Origin of the sequence: Pigmentiphaga litoralis (assembly GCF_014651835.1) — a bacterium.
Classification (GTDB): Bacteria; Pseudomonadota; Gammaproteobacteria; order Burkholderiales; family Burkholderiaceae_B; genus Pigmentiphaga; species Pigmentiphaga litoralis.
Genome location: NZ_BMXQ01000001.1, coordinates 3,925,493 through 3,946,607, shown reverse-complemented (window position 1 = coordinate 3,946,607; position 21,115 = coordinate 3,925,493). Strand labels below are relative to the sequence as shown.

At 65.3% G+C, this 21,115-nt stretch carries 22 protein-coding genes; 3 read left to right on the top strand and 19 right to left on the bottom strand.

Annotated features, from left to right (window positions below; all coding sequences use genetic code 11):
- Nucleotides 1–1,707, top strand: coding sequence for a GMC family oxidoreductase (locus tag IE116_RS18015; RefSeq protein WP_229828280.1), 1,707 nt, complete (start codon nt 1–3; stop codon nt 1,705–1,707).
- On the opposite strand, the gene IE116_RS26145 is transcribed toward IE116_RS18015, so the two are convergent.
- From IE116_RS26145 to IE116_RS17930, 17 genes are all read right to left on the bottom strand, one after another.
- Nucleotides 1,655–2,446 carry a helix-turn-helix transcriptional regulator gene (locus tag IE116_RS26145; protein ID WP_308428248.1) on the bottom strand — a complete coding sequence of 264 codons (792 nt, stop codon included), beginning with the start codon at nt 2,444–2,446 and terminating at the stop codon, nt 1,655–1,657. The genes IE116_RS18015 and IE116_RS26145 overlap by 53 nt on opposite strands.
- 69 nt (nt 2,447–2,515) lie before the next feature.
- The gene (gene ptsP / locus IE116_RS18005) at nt 2,516–4,249 is read right to left on the bottom strand and encodes a phosphoenolpyruvate--protein phosphotransferase (RefSeq protein ID WP_268249240.1); all 1,734 of its coding nucleotides are present in this window, start codon (nt 4,247–4,249) and stop codon (nt 2,516–2,518) included.
- Nucleotides 4,250–4,251: 2 nt separating this feature from the next.
- Nucleotides 4,252–4,521, bottom strand: coding sequence for an HPr family phosphocarrier protein (locus IE116_RS18000; protein WP_189614278.1), 270 nt, complete (start codon nt 4,519–4,521; stop codon nt 4,252–4,254).
- A gap of 2 nt (nt 4,522–4,523) precedes the next feature.
- Nucleotides 4,524–4,937, bottom strand: a complete 414-nt coding sequence (locus IE116_RS17995; protein ID WP_189614277.1) for a PTS sugar transporter subunit IIA — start codon at nt 4,935–4,937, stop codon at nt 4,524–4,526.
- Entirely contained in the window at nt 4,937–5,911 is a 975-nt protein-coding gene (gene gshB, locus IE116_RS17990; protein WP_189614276.1) for a glutathione synthase, read from the bottom strand. The genes IE116_RS17995 and gshB overlap by 1 nt, the downstream gene beginning before the upstream one ends.
- 263 nt (nt 5,912–6,174) lie before the next feature.
- On the bottom strand, nt 6,175–7,494 hold the full coding sequence (locus tag IE116_RS17985; RefSeq protein WP_189614275.1) for a methyl-accepting chemotaxis protein: 1,320 nt from the start codon (nt 7,492–7,494) through the stop codon (nt 6,175–6,177).
- A gap of 355 nt (nt 7,495–7,849) precedes the next feature.
- Nucleotides 7,850–8,557 (bottom strand): ABC transporter ATP-binding protein, encoded by a 708-nt coding sequence (locus IE116_RS17980; protein WP_189614274.1) that lies wholly within the window; start codon nt 8,555–8,557, stop codon nt 7,850–7,852.
- Nucleotides 8,550–9,314, bottom strand: coding sequence for an ABC transporter ATP-binding protein (locus IE116_RS17975; protein WP_179582345.1), 765 nt, complete (start codon nt 9,312–9,314; stop codon nt 8,550–8,552). The genes IE116_RS17980 and IE116_RS17975 overlap by 8 nt, the downstream gene beginning before the upstream one ends.
- Complete coding sequence (locus IE116_RS17970; RefSeq protein WP_189614273.1) at nt 9,311–10,387, bottom strand: branched-chain amino acid ABC transporter permease; 1,077 nt, start codon at nt 10,385–10,387, stop codon at nt 9,311–9,313. The genes IE116_RS17975 and IE116_RS17970 overlap by 4 nt, the downstream gene beginning before the upstream one ends.
- Nucleotides 10,384–11,244, bottom strand: coding sequence for a branched-chain amino acid ABC transporter permease (locus tag IE116_RS17965; RefSeq protein WP_189614272.1), 861 nt, complete (start codon nt 11,242–11,244; stop codon nt 10,384–10,386). The genes IE116_RS17970 and IE116_RS17965 overlap by 4 nt, the downstream gene beginning before the upstream one ends.
- Before the next feature lie 38 nt (nt 11,245–11,282).
- On the bottom strand, nt 11,283–12,068 hold the full coding sequence (locus tag IE116_RS17960; RefSeq protein ID WP_229828278.1) for a GntR family transcriptional regulator: 786 nt from the start codon (nt 12,066–12,068) through the stop codon (nt 11,283–11,285).
- A 225-nt stretch (nt 12,069–12,293) separates the two neighbouring features.
- Complete coding sequence (locus IE116_RS17955; protein ID WP_189614271.1) at nt 12,294–13,196, bottom strand: LysR family transcriptional regulator; 903 nt, start codon at nt 13,194–13,196, stop codon at nt 12,294–12,296.
- Nucleotides 13,197–13,237: 41 nt separating this feature from the next.
- Nucleotides 13,238–14,203, bottom strand: a complete 966-nt coding sequence (locus IE116_RS17950; RefSeq protein ID WP_189614270.1) for a tripartite tricarboxylate transporter substrate-binding protein — start codon at nt 14,201–14,203, stop codon at nt 13,238–13,240.
- A 10-nt stretch (nt 14,204–14,213) separates the two neighbouring features.
- Complete coding sequence (locus IE116_RS17945) at nt 14,214–15,002, bottom strand: alpha/beta fold hydrolase (protein WP_189614269.1); 789 nt, start codon at nt 15,000–15,002, stop codon at nt 14,214–14,216.
- A 176-nt stretch (nt 15,003–15,178) separates the two neighbouring features.
- Nucleotides 15,179–16,585 (bottom strand): ammonium transporter, encoded by a 1,407-nt coding sequence (locus IE116_RS17940; RefSeq protein ID WP_189614268.1) that lies wholly within the window; start codon nt 16,583–16,585, stop codon nt 15,179–15,181.
- Between the two features lie 21 nt (nt 16,586–16,606).
- Nucleotides 16,607–16,945 carry a P-II family nitrogen regulator gene (locus IE116_RS17935; protein ID WP_179582367.1) on the bottom strand — a complete coding sequence of 113 codons (339 nt, stop codon included), beginning with the start codon at nt 16,943–16,945 and terminating at the stop codon, nt 16,607–16,609.
- A 54-nt stretch (nt 16,946–16,999) separates the two neighbouring features.
- Nucleotides 17,000–17,746: a TorF family putative porin gene (locus IE116_RS17930; protein WP_189614267.1), complete on the bottom strand. Its 747-nt coding sequence runs from the start codon at nt 17,744–17,746 to the stop codon at nt 17,000–17,002.
- Nucleotides 17,747–18,018: 272 nt separating this feature from the next.
- Here IE116_RS17930 and IE116_RS17925 point away from each other — a divergent pair, with 272 nt between their 5' ends.
- Complete coding sequence (locus IE116_RS17925; RefSeq protein ID WP_373303050.1) at nt 18,019–18,363, top strand: accessory factor UbiK family protein; 345 nt, start codon at nt 18,019–18,021, stop codon at nt 18,361–18,363.
- A gap of 143 nt (nt 18,364–18,506) precedes the next feature.
- Here the strand turns inward: IE116_RS17925 and dmpG are convergent, their stop codons facing one another.
- Together dmpG and IE116_RS17915 are read right to left on the bottom strand one after the other, a co-directional pair.
- The gene (gene dmpG, locus IE116_RS17920; RefSeq protein ID WP_189614265.1) at nt 18,507–19,520 is read right to left on the bottom strand and encodes a 4-hydroxy-2-oxovalerate aldolase; all 1,014 of its coding nucleotides are present in this window, start codon (nt 19,518–19,520) and stop codon (nt 18,507–18,509) included.
- A gap of 9 nt (nt 19,521–19,529) precedes the next feature.
- Nucleotides 19,530–20,480: an acetaldehyde dehydrogenase (acetylating) gene (locus IE116_RS17915; protein ID WP_189614264.1), complete on the bottom strand. Its 951-nt coding sequence runs from the start codon at nt 20,478–20,480 to the stop codon at nt 19,530–19,532.
- 123 nt (nt 20,481–20,603) lie between these two features.
- Between IE116_RS17915 and IE116_RS17910 the strand changes: the two genes are divergently transcribed.
- Nucleotides 20,604–21,095 carry an Lrp/AsnC family transcriptional regulator gene (locus tag IE116_RS17910; protein WP_189614263.1) on the top strand — a complete coding sequence of 164 codons (492 nt, stop codon included), beginning with the start codon at nt 20,604–20,606 and terminating at the stop codon, nt 21,093–21,095.
- Nucleotides 21,096–21,115 lie beyond the last annotated feature (20 nt).

Here is a 21,115-nt window from a genome sequence, read left to right as displayed (position 1 = left end):
GTGACCCATTACGACTACATCATCGTCGGCGCCGGATCAGGTGGCTGCACCCTGGCCTATCGCCTGGGCGCCGATCCGTCCTTGAAGATACTGGTGCTCGAAGCCGGCGGGCCGGATCGTTCCCCCCTGATCAAGGTCCCGCTGACCTGGGGCCTGATCCTGAAGCACCGCCTGTACGACTGGGGCTACTTTACCGAGCCCGAATCCGGCATGGACAAGCGCCGCATCGAGTGCGCGCGCGGCAAGGTGCTGGGCGGATCCACGTCCATCAATGGCATGGCCTACGCCCGCGGCGCCCGCGCCGATTATGACCACTGGGGGCACGACCTCGGCCTGACGGGCTGGAGCTATGCCGACGTGCTGCCCTACTTCAAGCGCGCCGAATCCTGGGAAGGCGGCCCCAGTACGTTCAGGGGTGGCGATGGGCCGTTGACGGTCACGCGCATGGAGTATGAAGACCCGCTGGTGGACGCCTTTTTGCAGGCCACCGACCAGCTGGGCTATGGCCGCAGCGACGATTACAACGGCGAACGCCTGGAAGGCTTTGGCCCCATGCAGGCCACGATCCGCCGCGGCAAACGGTGGAGCGCGGCGTCGGCCTACCTGCGCCCGGCCATCGCGCGCGGCAACGTGACGGTGCGCACCGGGGCCATGGTCAACCGGGTCGTGCTCGAAGAGGGCCGCGCGGTGGGGGTCGAGCTGACGGGCGCGCAGGGGGCAGAGGTCATTCACGCGTCTCGCGAAGTCATCCTGGCCGGCGGCGTGATCAACTCGCCGCAACTGTTGATGCTGTCAGGGATCGGTGATGCGCGGATGTTGCAGCGGCACGGCATTCCGGTGGCTGTCGACCTGCCCGGCGTGGGGCAGAACCTGCAGGACCACATCGTGTGCGACGTACGGTGGCGAAGGACGGAACCCGGGCCCATGCACCGGGCACTGCGCCTGGACCGCATCGGGGTGGACCTGGCCCGCACCTGGATGTTCGGCACGGGGCTGTCGAGCAAGGTGCCGGCAGCGGCGGTGGGGCTGGTCCGCAGTGATCCGGCCCTGGCCTTGCCCGACCTGCAGATCATGCTGGCGGCCGCGCCCATGACGGCCGGCCCGCACATGGGGCCACTGCTCAAACCCTATGTGGATGCGTTTGCGCTCAAGGGCATTTTCATCACCCCCGAAAGCCGCGGACATGTCGGCCTGGCCAGCGCCGACCCGCGCGCGCCGGCCGTGATCACGCAGAATTTCCTGTCGACCGACTACGACCGCCGCGCGGTGCGCGAGATGGTGCGCATCATGCGGCGCATCGGCAATTCGGCATCGCTCGAGGCCTTCCGGGCGGAAGAACTGGCGCCGGGGCCGGATGCCGCCAGCGACGCCGACATCGACGCCTTTATCCGGCGCGTGGCGATCACGCTGCACCACCCGGTGGGCACCTGCAAGATGGGCGTGGACGGCGACCCGATGGCTGTACTGGATACGCAGATGCGGGTGCGCGGCGTGGACGGCTTGCGGGTGGTGGATGGCGCTGCCCTGCCCCGCACGGTGCGCGGGCCGACCAACGCGCCGATCATCATGATGGCCGAGAAGGTGTCGGACGTGATGCTGGGCCGGCCGCCGCTGGCCCGGGTGGACGTGGCATCGTCGTTGGCAACCGCCGACGTCAGATCAGGCCCTGAAGGATCGCCTGCGCGACCGCAGCCTGCTTATTCGTGACGTTCAGCTTCAGGAAGGTGTTGCCCAGGTGGAAGTTCACGGTGCGTTCGCTGACGCCCAGGATGCAGGCCGTTTCCCAGCTCGTCTTGCCGATCGAGGCCCAGCGCAGGCATTCGCTTTCACGGGCGGACAGGGGCGACTTGCGGGACGGCGGGTGCGGCAGGCGGCGGTACGCGTCGAGCGCCAGCGATGCGGCATGGGCAATGCAGGCCGGATAGTGTTCGTTCTTGCGGGCGGTCTGCGACGCCACATTGTCGGCAAAGGCCAGCAGGATGCAGCCCGCCACTTCGCAGGGACGGCGGGCTTCGGAGGGCACCAGCAGCCCGCGGCGCACACCCAGCTTGCGCAGGGCGGCATAGTTGGCGGGTTCGTCGTCACGCCGGTCGGGCCGCACGCAGAACCACGTGTGCGACAGCGGGGTGACGCCGCCGAGCGGTCGCGGGGCCAGCAGATCGTGCAGCGGCGGGATCAGGTCTTTCCACCAGCCGCCCAGGTCGTCGCACAGCCAGAGGGCCGGCAGGTTGTCGGCCGACCGGTCGACGACCAGGAAGGCGTGATGCAGGGCGCCAAGCGCCGCGGCAAAGTTGCGCAGGGCGTCGGCAATGTCGCCCGCCCCCGCCGCGTCACCCAGCGGACGCAGCGCCGCCAGGGCTTTCAGCTCTTGCCGATGCAGGGCGGCATCGGCCTCGAGCGAGGCGTCTGGCGCCGGATTGATCATGACCTGCGTGAAAGTAAACATTACCGCAACCTGTAAGATTCGGTAACATAGTATTGCAGTTGCAACAGATTCTCAACGTGAGCGGGCGCTTTATCTGTTTAACAACGTCAGGTCCATTTCGGCCGCGCGGTTGATCACGGTCGCCACTTTTGCGCGCAGCGCGTTCGAATGGGCAGCCAGGATTTCGCGTTTCACGTCCAGCAACTGGGTCGGGTGCATCGAGAAATGGGTCAGCCCCAGGCCCAGCAGCAACCGGGTCAATTCCGTGTCGCCCGCCATTTCGCCGCAGACCGATACCCGCTTGCCCGCCCGGGCGCCGGCATTGATCGAATTGGCGATCAGGCGCAGCACGGCCGGGTGCAGCGGGTCGTACAAGGCATCCACATCCGGATCGGTCCGGTCGATGGCCAGGGTGTACTGGATCAGGTCATTGGTGCCGATCGACAGGAAATCGAAGGCTTCAATGAAAGGCTCGATGGCGATCGCCACGGCGGGCACTTCGACCATGGCGCCGACCTCGATATTGGTGGCATAGGCTTCGCCTCGCGCGTCCAGGTCGCGCCGTGCCGACGCAATGGCCGCGTACGCCGCACGCACTTCGCGCAGGTGGGCGATCATCGGGATCAGGATCTGCACCTTGCCATGCACCGACGCACGCAAGATCGCGCGCAGCTGGGTGGCGAACAGTTCAGGCCGGGCCAGGCAGTAGCGGATCGCGCGCTGGCCCAGGGCCGGGTTGGTCGCCACCGTGGCTTCGCCGTCCAGCGTCTTGTCGGCGCCGATGTCCAGCGTGCGGATGGTGACCGTCTTGCCGCCCATGGTGCGCACGACCATGGCATAGGCTTCGTACTGCTCGTCTTCGTCGGGCAGCGTATCGCGGCCCATGAACAGGAATTCGCTGCGGAACAGGCCGATGCCATCGGCGCCCGCATCGGCGGCCGCCTGGGCTTCTTCCGGCAGTTCGATGTTGGCGCACAGGGTGATCTCGACGCCGTCCAGCGTGATCGCGGGCACGTCCTTGAGCGTGGCCAGGTCGGCCCGTTCCAGGGCGTAGTCGGATTGCCGGCGGCGGTATTCGTCCAGCACCCGCGGCGCCGGATTGACGAGCAGCACGCCCGCCTCGCCATCGACGATGACGGTATCGCCATCGCGCATCAATGACCGGGCCGAGCCCAGCGCCACCACGGCCGGGACGCCCATGCTTCGGGCGACGATGGCCGTGTGCGAGGTGCCGCCGCCCAGGTCGGTCGCGAACGCCGCGAAGCGGCCGCCGCGCAGCTTGAGCATGTCGGCCGGCGAAATGTCGTGCGCCACGACGATCAGGGGGTCGCTGTGCTCGGTCAGGGTCGATTCGCGCCAGGTCCGCTTGGTGTCGGTGCCGGCCAGCGCGTGCAGGATCCGTTCGATCACCTGGCGGATGTCGTTGCCCCGCTCGCGCATGTACTCGTCGTCCATCATCGCGAACTGCTCGCCCAGCGCCTGGCCTTGCGCGGTCAGCGCCCATTCGGCGTTGTAGTGGCGGGTGCGGATGATTTCGACCGGCTCGACCGAGATCATCGAGTCGGCCAGGATCATGCTGTGGACTTGCAGGAACGCGCCCAGCTCGCGCGGCACGTCGGCCGGCAGGTCGGACGCCATCTGCGCCAGTTCGTCGCGGGCGGTGGCAATCGCGGCCTGCAGGCGCGCGCATTCGGCTTCGACGTCGTCGGGGGCGACCCGGTAGTGGGAGACTTCCAGCGCCGCGGCGCCGATCACCACCACGCGCCCGATCGCGTAGCCCCGGGACACGCCCAGCCCGTGCAGGGCCAGCATCGCGCCGCTCATGGCTAGTCGCTTTCGCCGAACTTGTTGGCGAACAACGCCTGGATCTGCTCCAGCGCGGCGTCGGCGTCTTCACCTTCGGCATCGACCGTGACCACACTGCCCAGGCCGGCGGCCAGCATCATGACACCCATGATGCTTTTTGCGTTGACGCGCCGCGATCCGCGCGCGATGTGGATCTCGCAGCGGTGCTTGCTGGCCAGCTGCGTCAGCTTGGCCGAGGCCCTTGCATGCAGCCCCAGCTTGTTGGTAACGGTGATATCTACGGAGGGCATCGTCAGGGTTCTTCAGGTCCGTCGTCGGTGCGCAATATGCCTTGCGTGCCGCCGGCCAGCGCGCGTTGCGCCGTGTCGTCTAAGGAAAGATGCCGGTACGTGAGTGCCCGCAACAGCATCGGAATATTGGCCCCGGAAATTACCGCCGTCGGGGTGCCGGCGCCGTGCGCCAGGCCGGACGCCTTGCCGGCCAGATTGGCCGGGGTCGCCCCCACCATGTCGGTAATCACCAGCACACCCGTTCCGCGGTCGACCGTCTCGATGCAGCCACGCACCTTGTCGAGCGTTACCGCCGGATCGTCATGCGCTCCCACATCATAGGCCAGCACGTCTGACATCGCACCGAATACATGCGCGACACTTGCCAGCAGCGCCGACGCCAGCGGGGCGTGCGCCACGATGACCACGCCGGGCATCAGCGGGTCGCGCGCCCGGGCGCCGCCACCGCCGCTTCGAGCGCCTGGGCGAACATCGCGCCCACGTCGAAACCGGTCTGTTCGGTGATTTCGGCAAAGGTGGTCGGGCTGGTCACGTTGATTTCGGTCACGTATTCGCCGATCACGTCCAGGCCGACCAGCAGCAGTCCGCGCGCGGCCAGTTGCGGGCCCAGTTCGCGGGCGATTTCCCAATCTTTTTCGGACAGCGGCTGGGCGACGCCCCGGCCACCGGCGGCCAGGTTGCCGCGCGTTTCGCCGGCGGCCGGAATGCGGGCCAGGCAGAACGGCACCGGCTCCCCGCCGATGATCAGGATGCGCTTGTCGCCCTGGGCGATCTCGGGAATGAAACGCTGCGCCATGATGCTGCTCTGGCCATAATTGGTCAGGGTTTCAAGGATGGCGTTCAGGTTCAATTCATCATGGCGCAGCCGGAAGATGCCCGTGCCGCCCATGCCGTCCAGCGGCTTGACGATGACGTCCTGGTACAGCTGATGGAAGGCCTTGAGCCGCGACATGCTGCGCGTGACCAGTGTCGGCACGGTCAGGTGCGGGTATTCGGCAATCGACAGCTTTTCCGGATGGTTGCGGATGCTGGCGCCGGAATTGAAGACCCGGGCGCCCTGGGCTTCGGCGCGCTCCAGCATGTGGGTGGAGTACAGGTATTCGATGTCGAACGGGGGGTCCTTGCGCATGAGCACGGCGTCGAAGCCGGTGAGCGGCGCGTCGGCCGCCTCGCTTTCGGTCCACCAGTCATGGCCGTGCGGGTCGGCGGCGGGCACAAGCGCGATCGGCGTGGCCGATACCCGCACGTCCCCTTCGATGACATACAGGTCGCCCTGCAGCGCCACGCTGAGCGTATGCCCCCGCGCCACCAGCGCGCGCATCATGGCGACGGAGGTGTCTTTGTAGGCTTTCAACAGGGGAAGGGGGTCGAGAATGAAGAGTACGTGCATGATCGCCTCAGAGTTCCGTCGATCATAGCAAATGGGTCCCCCCCTGGGCGCTGCGCGCCTCCCCCCAGGGGGCAGCACTGGCGGACTGGCAAAGCCAGATCCGCTGTGCTCCGGATCGGGCTGCGGTCCTGAACGCTGGCTCAGGCATGCGCACCCTGCGCCGAAAACTAGACGACGGTGATTAGCACGCGGCGCCTACTGGGACACCGCGGATCTGGCTTTGCCAGGCCGCCAGTGTCGCCCCTGGGGGAGGCGCAAAGCGCCTAAGGGGGGCTTATTGCACCATTGAAAGCTTCGGCGATTTGTTTGGCGCTGGTTCTTATCTTGATGATCGCGTCGCCTGCCGCATTCGCCAGTTCCATGCCTTTGTGGGCTTGGCCCAGGCTGTCGCCCATGCTTTCGATGGCGATGCGGGCGCCGTCCTGGATGGTGGCGACCATGGCGCTGATTTCGCCGGTGGATCCGTTGGTGCGTTCCGATAGTTTGCGCACTTCATCGGCGACGACGGCGAAGCCGCGGCCGGCGTCGCCGGCGCGGGCGGCTTCGATGGCGGCGTTCAGGGCAAGCAGGTTGGTCTGCGAGGCGATGTCGCGGATCGTTTTTACGATGGATGAGATCTGCTGCGACTGGCTGCCCAGGGATTCGAGCACGGCGGACGTCTTCTGGATGGACTCGGTGATCTTGCGCACTTCCCGCACGGCTTCGTCGATGACCTGGGCGCCCTGCTCGGAAATCGCTTCAGTTTCGTTCGACACGCGATAGGCGACGCGGGCGTTTTCCAGTTCGTTCTTTTGCGTGGACACCCGGTTGGTGATGTCGGCGGCAAATTTGACGACCTTGATCAGTTTGCCGGTGGCGTCGAAGACGGGGTTGTAGGACGCTTCCATCCACACGACGCGGCCGTCCTTGGTCTGGCGGGCGTACTCGCCCGACATGAAGGTGCCGGCGTTCAGCTGTTCCCAGAAGCGCGCATATTCGGCGCTGGCGGTGAATTCCTGGTTGCAGAACATGCGGTGATGGCGGCCCTGGATGTCGGCGGCCGTATACCCGGTGACGCGCAGGAAGTTGTCATTGGCGGACATGACGATGCCGGCGGGCGTGAATTCGATGACCGCCATGGACCGGTTCAGCGCAGCCTGGCGGCTGGCCAGCTCGCGCTCGCGATGTTCGGCGCCAGTTGCATCGGTCGCGATCTCGATCACGCGGGTCACATGGCCGTCGGGTCCGATCACCGGGTTGTAGGTGGCGTCCACCCAGAGGATGCCGCCGCTGGCCGACAGGCGCTGGTAGCGCCCCGTCACGGATTCTCCCTGGCGCACGCGGTCCCAGACCTCTTTATAGGCAGACGACAGGCCGGTTGCGGTGTCGCACAGGACGGCGTGGGGCTGGCCGCGAAGCTCGGCCGGGTCGCGTTCGAACAGCGTGCAATAGCGGGCGTTGGCCTGCAGCACGATGCCCTCGACCGTAAATTCGGCCATCGGCAGGGCTTGGTCGATGGCGCGCAGCAACGCAGCCTGCTCGGCACTGCGGTGCTCGCTGGCGGCGAGCTGAAGGCGGAGCTTTTTTGTCAGAAAGGCAAACATGAAGTCCCCGGGGCGCGTGGCATATCAGTGGATTGAAAAACGGGTCGACGCAGCGACAGACGCAAGAGCGGGAACGCCACACTCCACGAACAGCTCGAAAGCTGAAACATATCGTCGCAAGTGAACGTCCCACAGTCGTCCCACTCTCGTCCCAATGGCGTCCTGCTACCCCACCGACTGGGACGTCCAGGCGCAAAAAAGGCTGCACCCGCGAAGGAATGCAGCCTTTTTGCGACACGGTCCGGGAAAGTCCCAGTGATGAGCCCGGAACGTTGTCGGACGCCTGCCTGCGACCCGCCCGGCGATCCGGCCCGCCGCATCACACGGGATCACATGACGCGGCCGACCCGTGCCGTCAGTGCCGCGCCACCCCCAGCAGGCCGTCGAGCAGGCCCGGGTCATCGAGCAATGTACGGGCCGGCGCGGCGTGCACGACGCTGCCGCGCTCCAGCACGATCGCATCGTGCGTGATGCCGAGCGCCTTGCGGGCGTTCTGTTCGACCAGGATCACCGACATGCCTTCGTCGCGAATGATCTGCTGCAGCACGGCCAGCAGTTCCTGCACGATGATGGGCGCCAGGCCTTCCAGCGGTTCGTCCAGCAGCAATACCTGTGGATTGAGCATGAGCGCGCGCCCGATGGCCAGCATCTGCTGTTCACCGCCCGACAGCTGGTTCCCCAGGTTGGCCTTGCGTTCCTGCAATCGTGGAAACATCTGATAGATGCGCTGCACGGTCCATGGGCCGGGAACGGCGACGGCCGTGAGGTTCTCTTCCACGGTCAGGGATTTGAAAATGTTGCGTTCCTGCGGGACCCAGCCGATGCCAGCCAGGGCGCGCTGGTCGGGCCGCAGCTTGGTCAGTTCCTTGCCGTTCAACGTAATGCTGCCCGCGAAGCGGCGCGTATGGCCGACGAGGGTGTTGATCAAGGTGGTCTTGCCGGTGCCGTTGCGGCCCAGCAGGGCCAGCGCCTGGCCCTGGCCCAGGGTGACGTCGATACCGGCCAGCACTTTTGCCTCGCCATAGCCGGCCACCAGGCCGGACACTTTCAACAACTCAGGCATATGCGCTCCCTGCCAGTTCTTCGCCGAGATACACGGCCTTGACCCGCGGATCGCGGGCGATGTCGGCATTGCTGCCTTCGGCAAACACGGCGCCGTTGACCAGCACCGAGATGCGGTTGGCAAAGCTGAACACCAGGTCCATGTCGTGTTCGATCAGCAGGATGGTGACGTCGTCGGGCAATGCCGCAACCGTGTCCAGGATCTCGCGGCGTTCGCCATCGGGCACCCCGGCCACAGGCTCGTCCAGCAGCAGGACGCGCGGCTTGGCGGCCAGCGCCAGCGCGATTTCCAGCAGGCGCTGCTTGCCGTAGGGCAGCACGCTGGTGCGGCGATCCATGACGTCCGTCAGGTTGCATTGCTCGAGCCACGCGCCGCACTCGTCCATGATTTCGCCGCGACGGCCCAGGGCGCGGAACCACGACGACCCGATGCGCTGCCGTTCCGAAATCGCCACCGCAAGCGCTTCGGCCGGGGTCATCTCCGGGAACAGCTGGTTGATCTGGAAAGTGCGGACCAGGCCGCGGCCTGCGCGCGCATGCACCGGCAGCGCGGTAATGTCTTCGCCTTCCAGTTCGATGCGGCCGCTGCTGGGCGGAATCACGCCGGTCAGCAGGTTGATGAGGGTGGTCTTGCCTGCGCCGTTGGGGCCGATCAGGGCCTGGCGCGCGCCGCGTTCCACGGTCAATGACACGTCATTGGTCGCCACCAGCCCGCCAAAGCGCCGGGTCAGGTTGAAGGTTTGAAGAACGATGCTCATGACGATGTGCTCCCGCCGCTGCGCTTGAACCAGGTCCACGGACGGACCAGGCGGTCGTGGCCGACCACGACGATGATGACCAGCAGCATGCCGATCCAGAACTGCCAGTATTGAGGGGTGATGCCGGACAGCCAGTCCTGCATGAGCTTGAACACGATGGCGCCGATAATGCCGCCATACAGGTAGCCCGCGCCGCCGATCACCAGCATCAGCAGCACGTCGGCGGACCGGTGAAAGTCCAGCACGTCGAGCGACGCAAAGCCCGTCGTCTGCGCCAGCAAGGCGCCGGCCACCCCCGCATAGGCGCCGGCCAGGGTATAGATCGCGGCACGGCGACGGTTGACGTTGACACCCATTGCGGCTGCGCGCAGCGGGTTCTGCCGCACCACCTGCAAGGACATGCCAAAGGGCGACTTGATGATGAACCGCGCCAGGAAGAACAGGATCGCCAATACCGTCAACGAGTACAGGTAGGCGGTGCGGCCGAACAGGTCGAACTCGAAGGTGCCGAACAACGGCACCATGGTGACGCCCGTCAGGCCGTCGGCGCCGCCGGTCAGCCAGTCCAGTTTGTTCGCGACTTCATACATGATCAGCGCGACGCCCAAGGTCACCATGAGCCGGGTCAGGTCGGTGCCGCGCATGACCAGCACGCTGCTGACTAGGCCCAGCACGGCGCTCAGTCCGGCCGCGGCCAGCAGGCCCAGCACTGGGTCGATGCCGAAGTGCTTGGCGAGCAAGGCGGCCGAATAGGCGCCCAATCCGAAGAAGGCGGCGTGGCCCAAGGACACGATGCCCGCGTACCCCAGGATCAGGTCGAGCGACACCGCGAACAGCGCCAGAATGGTCAGTTCATTGAGCAGCAGAAAGCCGCGTGGCAGCACGAAGGCCGCGGCAAACGCAACGACCCAGAACAGCACTTCGAGCGGACGCAGGCGTGACCAGCGCGCGCCGATCGAACGGATGGCGGTGGTGTCGGCAAGCGGCCTGGCGCCCGCGGTGTTGATGGCGACGGGGGTGGCGACGGGAGTGACCGCAGGGGTCGTCGCAGTGGAATCGAGGGGACGGTTCATTTCGAGCCCCCACGTGCAAAGAAGCCCTGGGGTCGCCACATCAGGGCGACGATCATGACGCAGTAGATGATGAATGCTCCCATGGTGGGGATGTAGTACTTGCCGGCCACGTCGGCGATGCCCAGCAGCAGCGACGCCAGCAGCGGTCCGGTAATGGTTGTCGTTCCGCCCACGGCGACGACGACCAGGAAATAGATCATGAACTTGATCGGGAATGTGGGATCAAGCCCCAGCAGGTCGGCGCCCAATGCCCCGCCCAGTCCGGCCAGACCGGAACCGAAGGCAAAGGTCGACAGGAACACCAGGTTGATGTTGATGCCCAGCCCGCTGGCCGCGCGCGGGTCGTCCACGGCGGCGCGCAGGCGGCTGCCAAAGCGCGTCTTGGTCAGGATCAGCTGCAGCGCGATCACCAGCGCCACGCAGATCACGATCACGAACAGCCGGTAGTGGCCGATGCCCACGCCGCCGATTTCAGACCGGCCGCTGAGCCATTCGGGCAGCTGCAGGAACTGCTGCTGCGAGCCCAGGAAGTAGTCGACCGCGGCCATGGCCATGAAGGTCAGGCCGATGGAAAACAGCACCTGGTTCAAATGCGGCTGCCGATACACGCGCCGGTACAGGGCGCGTTCGAGCACCGCACCGAGCAGCGCCGACACGATGAACGCAATCGGCAGGCATAGCAGGAAGGGCACGCCGAATCGCGACATGAGCAGAACGGTCACATAGCCGCCCGCCATCGCGAAGGCGCCGTGCGCCAGGTTGATGAAGTTCATCAGCCCCATCGTGACGGCCAACCCGCAGGCCAGCACGAACAGCAACATGCCGTAGGCAATGCCGTCAAAAAGTATCGTAAGCATGGTGTTTCACTACAGAAGCGGTTGGGGTGAGCATGCGGTCATCGCCGGATGGGGGTCCGGATCAGCCGCGCGCCGGGAATCTGGTCCAGCGCCTGCTGGTTGCGCAGCACCGCCTGCATGTTGCGCAGCGCGATGCGGGCGTGTTCGCGCATCAGCGCTTCGGCCCGCGCGCCTTCGCGGCCTTCGATCGCGGCCAGCACCATCCAGTGCTGGTCCTGCGCGACCGTCAAGGTGCGCCAGGCTTCGGCGTCGCTGGCCTGCGCCAGCAAAAAGCCATTGGGCGACGCAAACGGCAGGCTGCTGGCACGGCTGATCTGCCGCGCGATCACGGCGCTGCCCGGCAGGTGCATCAGCATCCGATGGAACTGGCGGTTGAGCTCGACATAGCTCGACAGGCTGTCGACGCTCTTGTCGGCATGGCTCAGCACGGCGTCGATTTCGGTCAGGCAGTCGCGCATGGCCGACAGGTCGCCGGGCGACACGCCGCGCTCGGCCGCCATCCGTACCGACAGGCCTTCCAGCGTGCCACGCACTTCGATCGCATCGCGGATCTCGTCTTCGGTAAAGGCGCGCACGGCGTAGCCGCCCGAGGGAATGACTTCGAGCAGGCCTTCGTCCTCAAGACGGGCCATGGCAGCACGGATGGGAGTGCGGGATATGGCAAGGCGCTCGGCCAGGCTGGGTTCGGACAGGCGCATGCCGGGCCCGAGTTCACCGGACAGTATCAGGTCGCGCAGCCGCAATTCGGCGGCGGTCGTCTGCGTGCCGCCCGCCTTGGGCGTGGCGTCGGCGCCGCGCAGGTCGGCAAGGGAACGCGGCATCATGCGGCGCCCTGCATGCCGGGGTGGCAAAGGCGCGTGCGCGAGCGACCGCACGTACAGGCTAGGGGATGCGCCATGGTTGTCTCGGACCGGCTGCGTGTTATGAACCGAGACTGTATACAGGCTGCGCTGAGGCGCGCAACGAATTTGGCGCGATGCTAGGGAAAACGCTCAGCGAATGGGCTCGTGTATACAGCCTTCGTACACAGGTCAGTCAAGACCGTGGGTCTAGGGCTTTTCCAGCTTGCGGGTCAGGTGCTGGCCCAGGTATTCGACCAGCATGTGCAGGCGCGACGGCGTTGGATCGACGCTGCGGTAGAACAGATACACGGCACGTGGATCAGCCACCATGTGCCGCGGCAGCACCCGCCGCAGGGCGCCGCTGGCCAGGTCGTCGCGCACCAGGAAGTCGGGCAGCCGGCCAATGCCCACGCCCGCGCGGGTGATGGCATACACGGCGTTCGCGAAGCCGCCAAAATTGCCGGCAACGGCGATCGGCTCGATCTTGCCATCCACCTCGAACAGCCATTTGTCGCGGGTCGCGCCCGACGGGCCGACGCTCAGGCAGTTGTGCCGGGTCAGGTCGCGCGGATGGGCAGGCGTGCCGTGCGTGTCCAGGTAGCCCGCGGTCGCGCAGAGCACCCACGGATTGTCGCCCAGCTTGCGGCTGATGTAGTTGGGCAGCGGCGCGCCGGCCGCGCGGATGATGACATCCGCGCCATCGGACTCGGCCGTCTCGACATGATCCCCCAGCATCATCTTCACGTGCACCTTCGGATGCCGCGTCAGGAAGTCGGGCAGCATCGGCAGAATGAAGCGTTCGGCAATGCCGGCATGGCAGCTCAGGCTGACCTCGCCTTCGGGCGCGTTCGACAGGTGCCGCACGCCATGTTCCAGCGCGCGCAGATCGTGCAGCAGCACCCGCGCGCGGTCCAGGTAATGACGGCCTTCGGGCGTGATCAGCAGCTTGCGGGTGGTGCGCTCTATCAGGGTGACGTTCAGGCGCGCTTCCAGTTGCGTGATGCGTTTGCCGATGGCCGACGGCGTCAGGTGGTGCACGGCCGCGGCCGCGGCAAAGCTGCCGCGGTCGGCCACGGTCACGAACAGCTGCATGTCATCGGTGGAGTCCATGCGCCATTATCCCGCGCGCAGTTCCTGCCGCCCTGACTCGGTTACTCGGGCTTCACGCCGGCCTTCTGCAGCAGTTCCTTCCACTGGGCGGTGTCGCGCACCACCCGGGCTCGCAAGGCTTCGGGGTTGCCCTGGCCATCCATCACCACCGTGCCCAAGTCCTTCATGCGCTTGCGAAACGCCGGGTCGGCCTGCGCCGCCTGGACGGCGGCAGCCAGCTTGTCGATCACGGGTTGCGGCGTGCCCTTGGGCGCCCACAAGGCGTGCCAGATACCCATCTCGAAGTCCTTCAGGCCGGACTCCTGCATGGTCGGCACGTCGGGGATTTCCGCCAGACGCACCTTGGTCGTGACGGCGAATGTCTTGACCGCCAGGCCAGGGGTGTAGCCCGAGACGCACATGGCGTCGATCCGTTTGCCCAGCACGTCGGTCATGCCCGGGGCAATGCCTTTGTACGGCACGGGCTGGTATTCGGCGCCAATCGCATTCATGAGCAGGACCGAGCACAGATGCGATGCCGACCCGACGCCTGCGTTGGCGATCGTGATGCCGCCGGGTTGCTTGCGTGCATACTGCGCGAACTCCTGGAAGTTCGATGCAGGAAAGTCCTGGCGCGCGAGCAGCAGCATCGGCAGGTCGGCTACCAGTCCGATCGGCGCAAAGTCCTTGACCGGGTCAAAGCGCAACTTGGCGTACAGCGCCGGCGCCGTCGTCAGTCCGACATGGCCCAGCAGCAGCGTGTAGCCGTCGGCCGGCGCGGCCGCGACACGGGCTGCACCGATCGTTGCGCCCGCGCCGCCCACATTCTCGGCCACCACGGTCTGGCCCAGCGTCGCACGCATCGCTTCGGCCAGCGACCGCGCAACCGCATCGGTCGGCCCGCCCGCCGCGAACGGCACGATCATGGTGATGGGCTTGGCGGGATAGGCGTCAGCGGCAACGGCGGTCTGCATCAGCGCGGCCGCGGTCAGTCCGGCAAGCAGGGGTAGAAGGCGAAGTGGGGACATGATCTCGATCTCAGGAAGGGATGGGGAAAGCGGAAGGCGCCGGGGCGTCCAGAAAGGCGCGCAAGCGCGAGGTGTAGATCTCGGGCTGCGTCGTCGGCGGGAAATGCCCGCCGCTCAGGGCGGTCAATTCGGCGCCTGGAATGGCTTGCGCAAGTTGCTCGGCATGGTGAAACGGCACGATCTGATCGTCCATCGCGCCCAGCACCAGGGTGGGCGTCGTGATCCGGTGCAGGTCGTCGGCCCGCGAATACGAGACCAGCATGTCGATACGTTCCGCGGTCACCCCGACCTCGATCCGGTCATCGCCGCTCGGGCCGGGGCCGTGCGGCGGCAAGGGCGTGGCGTAGCGGTCATACAGTTGCGCCGGGTAGGCGAGCAAGGCGCCGTGCGCCTTGTACAGGCCCAGGCCGGACCCGATCAGAATGCGGCGGCGTATTTCGAACAGGTCGCGAAAGCGGCGGTCCGCGGCGGCCCAGGTCGAGCTCAGCACCAGCCGGTCCAGGGCAAGGGCATGGTCCAGCGCAAGGGTCTGCGCCACCAGCCCGCCAGTCGAATGGCCTACCACGCTGAAGCGTTCGATGCCCAGCGACGCTGTCACTTCAAGCACCGCGTCGGTCAGGTCGGGAATGGTCTGCGGGCCGCGCCGCGCGCTGCCCCCGCTGCCCGGGTGGTCCAGTGTCACGACCGTGAAAGCGCTTTGCAACCGGTCCATGACCGGCGTCCAGAATTTCCCCAGGCCGCCCAGCCCTGCGATGAATACCACTGCGGGACCGGTCCCGCGACGCTCGTGACTCAACATGCTTGCTCTGCCTTCCCTTCGGTCGTGTACGCACTCGGGCGCGTGTGCGCATGCGTATCAGCATAGGCCGGGTTTCGAGCGGAATTTTCTCGAATCGCCTATCCAATTCCGACAGGCAAATAAAAAGCCCCGGTCAGCAAGATGCTGGCCGGGGCCGATACGGCAGAACGCAGGTATTACGAGTGGTAGGCGGTTTCGCCGTGCGTCGTGATGTCCAGACCTTCGCGTTCGTCTTCTTCCGACACGCGCAGGCCGATCAGGGCATCCACCAGCTTGTAGGCGATGAAGGCAACGACAGCCGACCAGACGATCGTGATGCCGACTCCCTTGGCCTGGATCCACAACTGCGTCAGGATCGGGTTCGAACCGACGGTGCCGGCGACCCAGTCAGTGACCAGGCCAGGACCACCCAGCGACTGGGCGTTGAACACGCCAGTCAGGAGTGCGCCCAGTATGCCGCCCACGCCGTGCACGCCGAACACATCCAGCGAGTCGTCGACCTTCAGTATTTTCTTCAGACCCGTCACACCCCAGAAGCAGACCACGCCCGACAGTGCGCCGATGACCATTGCACCGACCAGGCCGACGTTGCCGGCCGCCGGGGTGATCGCCACCAGGCCGGCCACCGCGCCGGATGCCGCGCCCAGCATGGAAGGCTTGCCCTTGACGGCCCATTCGGTCAGCGTCCACAGCACCACGGCCGCGGCGGTTGCCGAGAACGTGTTGATGAAGGCCAGCGCAGCCGAGTTGTTGGCTTCGAGTGCCGACCCGGCGTTGAAACCGAACCAGCCCACCCACAGCAGGGACGCGCCGATCATGGTCATTGGCAGGTTGTGCGGCTGCATGGCTTCGCGGCCATAACCCAGACGCTTGCCGATCACGTAGGCGCCGACCAGACCGGCCACGCCTGCGTTGATGTGCACCACGGTGCCGCCCGCGAAGTCCAGGGCGCCCCACTGCCAGATCAGACCGGCGGTGGCGTTCAGTGCATCGACCTTGGACGCGTCGGTGTACGCATCCGGGCCGGGCCAGAACCAGACCATGTGGGCAATCGGGATGTACGCGAACGTGAACCAGATCACCATGAACAGCAGCACGGCCGAGAACTTGGCGCGTTCCGCGAACGAGCCGACGATCAGCGCGCAGGTAATGCCCGCGAACGTGGCCTGGAAGGCGATGAAGGTGATTTCAGGAATCGCGACGTCCTTGGTGAACGTGGCGCCATTCGAGAACGTACCCGCGACGTTGTCGAACACGCCCTTCAGGAACAGGCGATCGAGCCCGCCAAAGAACGCATTGCCTTCGGTAAAGGCCAGCGAATAGCCATAGATGAACCACAGCACGACGATCAGCGAGAACGTGACCAGCACCTGCATCAGGACGGACAACATGTTCTTGCTGCGGACCAGACCACCGTAGAACAGTGCCAGGCCAGGCACCGCCATCATCAGGACGAGCAGCGTCGAGACGCTCATCCAGGCGACGTCGGCCTTGTTCACGGTAGGCGCTGCCAACGCGGGTGCGCCATACATGAAGGCCCCCAGCGAAAGCAAGCCCAGCACTACTGCCAGATGTTTTCTCATTTTAAAAATCCCTTGGTCCTATCAAAGCGCGTCTTTGCCGGTTTCGCCGGTACGAATTCGAATGACCTGCTCCAGCGGGAACACGAAGATCTTGCCGTCGCCGATCTTGCCGGTGCGGGCAGAACTTTCGATGGCTTCCAGCGCGCTTTCCACCAGCTCGTCGGAAAGCGCGATTTCCACTTTCACCTTGGGCAGGAAGTCGACGACGTATTCAGCGCCGCGATAGAGCTCGGTATGACCTTTCTGACGGCCAAAACCCTTAATTTCAGTCACGGTGATGCCTTGCACGCCGATCGCGGACAGGGCCTCCCGGACTTCGTCAAGCTTGAACGGCTTGATGATTGCGGTAATGAGTTTCATACGATCCCCACGGGAAACGGTTCAGGAAGTGCGGCAAACGCGCCGCACGGACGATCAAAAAGCTTTGGTCAGGTTGACGACCAGACCGAGGCGGCCGGCGTCCTTGCCCTTGGTGGTCTGGTACCAGTCTTTTTTGCTGGTGGTGACGAGCGACGCGCCCACGAGCCATCCATTCAGGTCCTTGGTCACACCGGCGCGGTAGTCGATGTAGCCGTTGATCTCGCTGCCGTCCGACTTGGTTGCGTTCTTCAACTTCTGATAGCCGACGTGGGCGTTCGCGCCCCAGCCGTTGCCCAGGTCGAACACGGCCGATGCGTCGAGATAGAAGTTGTTCTTGCTGCCCGGCGTGCCGAAGAAGTTCGAGACACCGTGCGAATACTTGAGGGTGAAGGGACCCCAGCCGCCTGCGCCGTAGATTTCCGTGTTGTCGATGGTATGGCCGCCCAGGTTCGAGCCGGGGTAGTAGTAGTACAGCGTACCGACATCCCACGAAAAATCACCTGTCTTGAACTTATAGCCACCGTAGAAGTCCATTTCGATGTTGCCGCCGGAATACAGTTCGCTGGCGACGTTCGAGTTCCAGTTGCCCAGATAGAAGCCCGAGCTGTGCGCGAAGTCGAAGCCACCCTGGAAGGCCGGACGCATGTTGGTCTGGCTGAAGCCACGGAAACGGTAGTCACTGAACAGGCCGGCGTTGCCGGTGAATGTGTAGTCAGGCGTGGCCGCGACAACGGCGGTCTGCGCCATGGCCGAAGACGAAGCACACAAAGCCAGAGCGGCGGCGATCAATGTTTTTTTCATAGTGCGTTCCGAGTCAGGGTTGTCGACGGCGTCGTAACAGGACAGCCTCCGGGTGTTACAGAGCATTTCCCGTGCCAGGTTGAGCCCCGGGTGCGCGCACCAAAAGCGCGTCCGCGCCGTACCAGATTGGTGCGCTCCCGGGCGCTCGGCGGCGCCGCGCACCAACTCGATGCAGCCGCTCTGTTCACACCCCCTTGCAACCCGTCCGAGCGTCCGTGCGATGGCCGGACTACACTCCTGCCCAGGGAGCTCGATAAAGGACACGCACTATGATCAACCGCACCGCATGGTTTGAAGACCTGCAAAAGAACATTTCCGACCTGATTGCCCGTAGCCCCGCCGCCGATATCGAGCGCAACGTGAAAGGCATGATGGGCCAGGCATTCAGCAAGCTGGACCTGGTCACGCGCGAGGAATTCGACATCCAGACCGAGCTGCTGGCGCGCACCCGCATCAAGGTCGACGCGCTGGAACTGCAGGTCAAGGCGATGGAAGCCCGGCTGGCGGCGATGGAATCGCCGGCTGCGACGGGATCGCCGGCATCGGCGCCTGCAGCGTCCGCCGGCATGTCGGCGGGCTCGTCGACCGGCCTGCCCCCGGCGTCCACGCCGCTGTAAGCCCCGCCGCGCGGCCATTGCACTGTTGCAATGGTCGCACTCATGCCCCGGGACGGGGCATGGCGCCGCGGCCATCAAAAAGGGCGGGTATCTTGCGATACCCGCCCTTTCGTTCGTCTGGCTCCAGGCCAGCCCAGGCCTGCTTATTTCTTGAGCAGGTCCAGCGCCACGTCGACGATCATGTCTTCCTGGCCGCCCACCATCTTGCGCTTGCCCAGCTCGACCAGGATGTCGACCGTCTTCAGGTCGTACTTGGCCGCAGCCGCTTCGGCATGACGCAGGAAGCTGGAATACACGCCGGCGTAACCGAGCGCCAGCGTTTCGCGGTCGACCCGCACCGGACGGTCCTGCAGCGGACGCACGATGTCGTCGGCGGCATCCATCAGCTTGAGCAGGTCGCAGCCGTGGTTCCAGCCCATGCGTTCAGCCGCGGCAATGAACACTTCCAGCGGCGCATTGCCTGCGCCCGCGCCCATGCCGGCCAGGCTGGCGTCGATCCGGTCGCAGCCTTCTTCCACTGCGACGATGGAGTTCGCCACGCCCAGGCTCAGGTTGTGGTGGGCGTGCATGCCGGTCGTGGTTTCGGGCTTCAAGATATCCTTGAAGGCGCGGAAACGGTCCCGCACGTCGTTCATGTTCAACGCGCCGCCCGAATCCACCACATACACGGTGGTCGCGCCATAGTCTTCCATCAGCTTGGCCTGCTTGGCCAGGGCCGAGGCCGAGGTCATGTGGCTCATCATCAGGAAGCCCACCGTGTCCATGCCCAGTTCACGGGCATAACCGATGTGCTGCCTGGACACGTCGGCTTCGGTGCAATGCGTGGCGACCCGCACGATGCGCGCGCCGGCGTCATACGCCTGGCGCAGGTCGTGCACGGTACCCACGCCTGGCAGCAGCAAGGTCGCCACCTTGGCATGCGTGACCGTCTCGGCCACGGCTTCGATCCATTCGATATCGGTATGGGCGCCAAAGCCGTAGTTGAAGCTTGAACCCGACAGGCCGTCGCCGTGCGCGACTTCGATGCTGTCGACCTTGGCCTCGTCCAGCGCCTTGGCGATGTCCTTGACGTTCTGGATGCTGTACTGGTGACGGATGGCATGGCTGCCGTCGCGCAACGTCACGTCAGAGATATAGAGTTTCTTGTTCGGTGTCATGGTCGTTCCTTAGGCCTGCGCCACGAGGCGGGTTTGCGCAAACCGCTCGGCGCACGCCAGCGCGGCCGAAGTCATGATGTCCAGGTTGCCGGCATACGCGGGCAGGTAATGGGCGGCGCCTTCGACTTCCAGGAAAACGGACGTCTTCAGGCCGGTCAGCTTGCCCAGGCCCGGCACGTTCAGCGGATTGTCCGCGCCGTATTCGTCGAACTGCACACGCTGCTTCAGGCGATAGCCCGGCACGTAGCGCTGCACGGCTTCAGCCATCTGGGCAATGCTGTCTTCGATCGCCGCGCGGTTGGCGACTTCCGACAGGGTAAACACGGTGTCGCGCATGATCAGCGGCGGCTCGGCCGGGTTCAGCACGATGATGGCCTTGCCGCGCGCGGCGCCGCCGATCACTTCGATTGCCTTGGACGTGGTCTCGGTGAACTCGTCGATGTTGGCGCGCGTGCCCGGACCGGCCGACTTGCTGGCGATCGACGCGATGATTTCGGCGTAATGCACCTTGGCGACGCGCGACACCGCGGCCACCATCGGGATCGTGGCCTGGCCGCCGCACGTGACCATGTTGATGTTGGTCGCGTCCAGGTGCTCGTCCAGGTTGATCGCCGGGATCACATACGGGCCGATGGCCGCAGGCGTCAGGTCGATCACCTGCACGCCCTTGGCCTGCAGCAGTTCATTGTGGCGCTTGTGGGCGCCGGCCGAGGTCGCGTCGAACACGATGCGGATCTCGCTGAAGTTGGGCATGGCCAGCAGGCCATCGATGCCGCCTGCCGTGATCGGCACGCCCATGCGCTCGGCGCGAGCCAGGCCGTCCGACGCGGGATCGATCCCGACCATCGCGCCCATCTCCAGATACTTGCCGTGCCGCAAGATCTTGATCATCAGGTCGGTGCCGATATTGCCCGAACCGATGATCGCCACTTTCTGCTTGTTGTCTTCCTGCCGACCCATGAGTCGCTCCTGGTTTTAGGTGGTGCTTCTGCAAGTAGTATCTTGCAAATGCACCGAAATAACCTTGCTTTTTCATAGAGAAAAACGATAATCGCCAGAAGAATCCCCTGCTTGCGGCTCGATATGAAAAAGAACGCTCCATCTGAAACCCTGGACGAAACGGATGTCCAGATCTTGCGCCATTTGCAGGACGACGGACGGCTGTCCAACGCCAAACTGGCGCAGCGCGTGGCGCTGAGCGAGACGCCCTGCTGGCACCGCCTGCGCAAGCTCGAAAGCGAGGGCTATATCCAGAGCTACCAGGCCATGCTGGATCGCCGAAAACTGGGATTGGGGGAACTGGCTTTCATCAGCCTGAACTTCTCGCCGCACACGGCGGAAGCCTTCGCCAGCCTGGAAAAGCTGGTCGAAAACTCGGAAGAAGTGCTGACCTGCCACCGCGTCACCGGCGAGGCCGACTTCGTCATGACCGTGGTGGCCGAAGACCTGGACTCGGTACGCGACTTCATCGACACCGTGCTGCGGTCGTTGCCGAACGTGGCAACGATCCGCACCAGCCTGTCGCTGCGGGAAGTGAAGTTTTCGAGCCGGCTGCCGTTGCCGGGGGCGCGGTGAGGCGCGGGCGCCGTATTGCG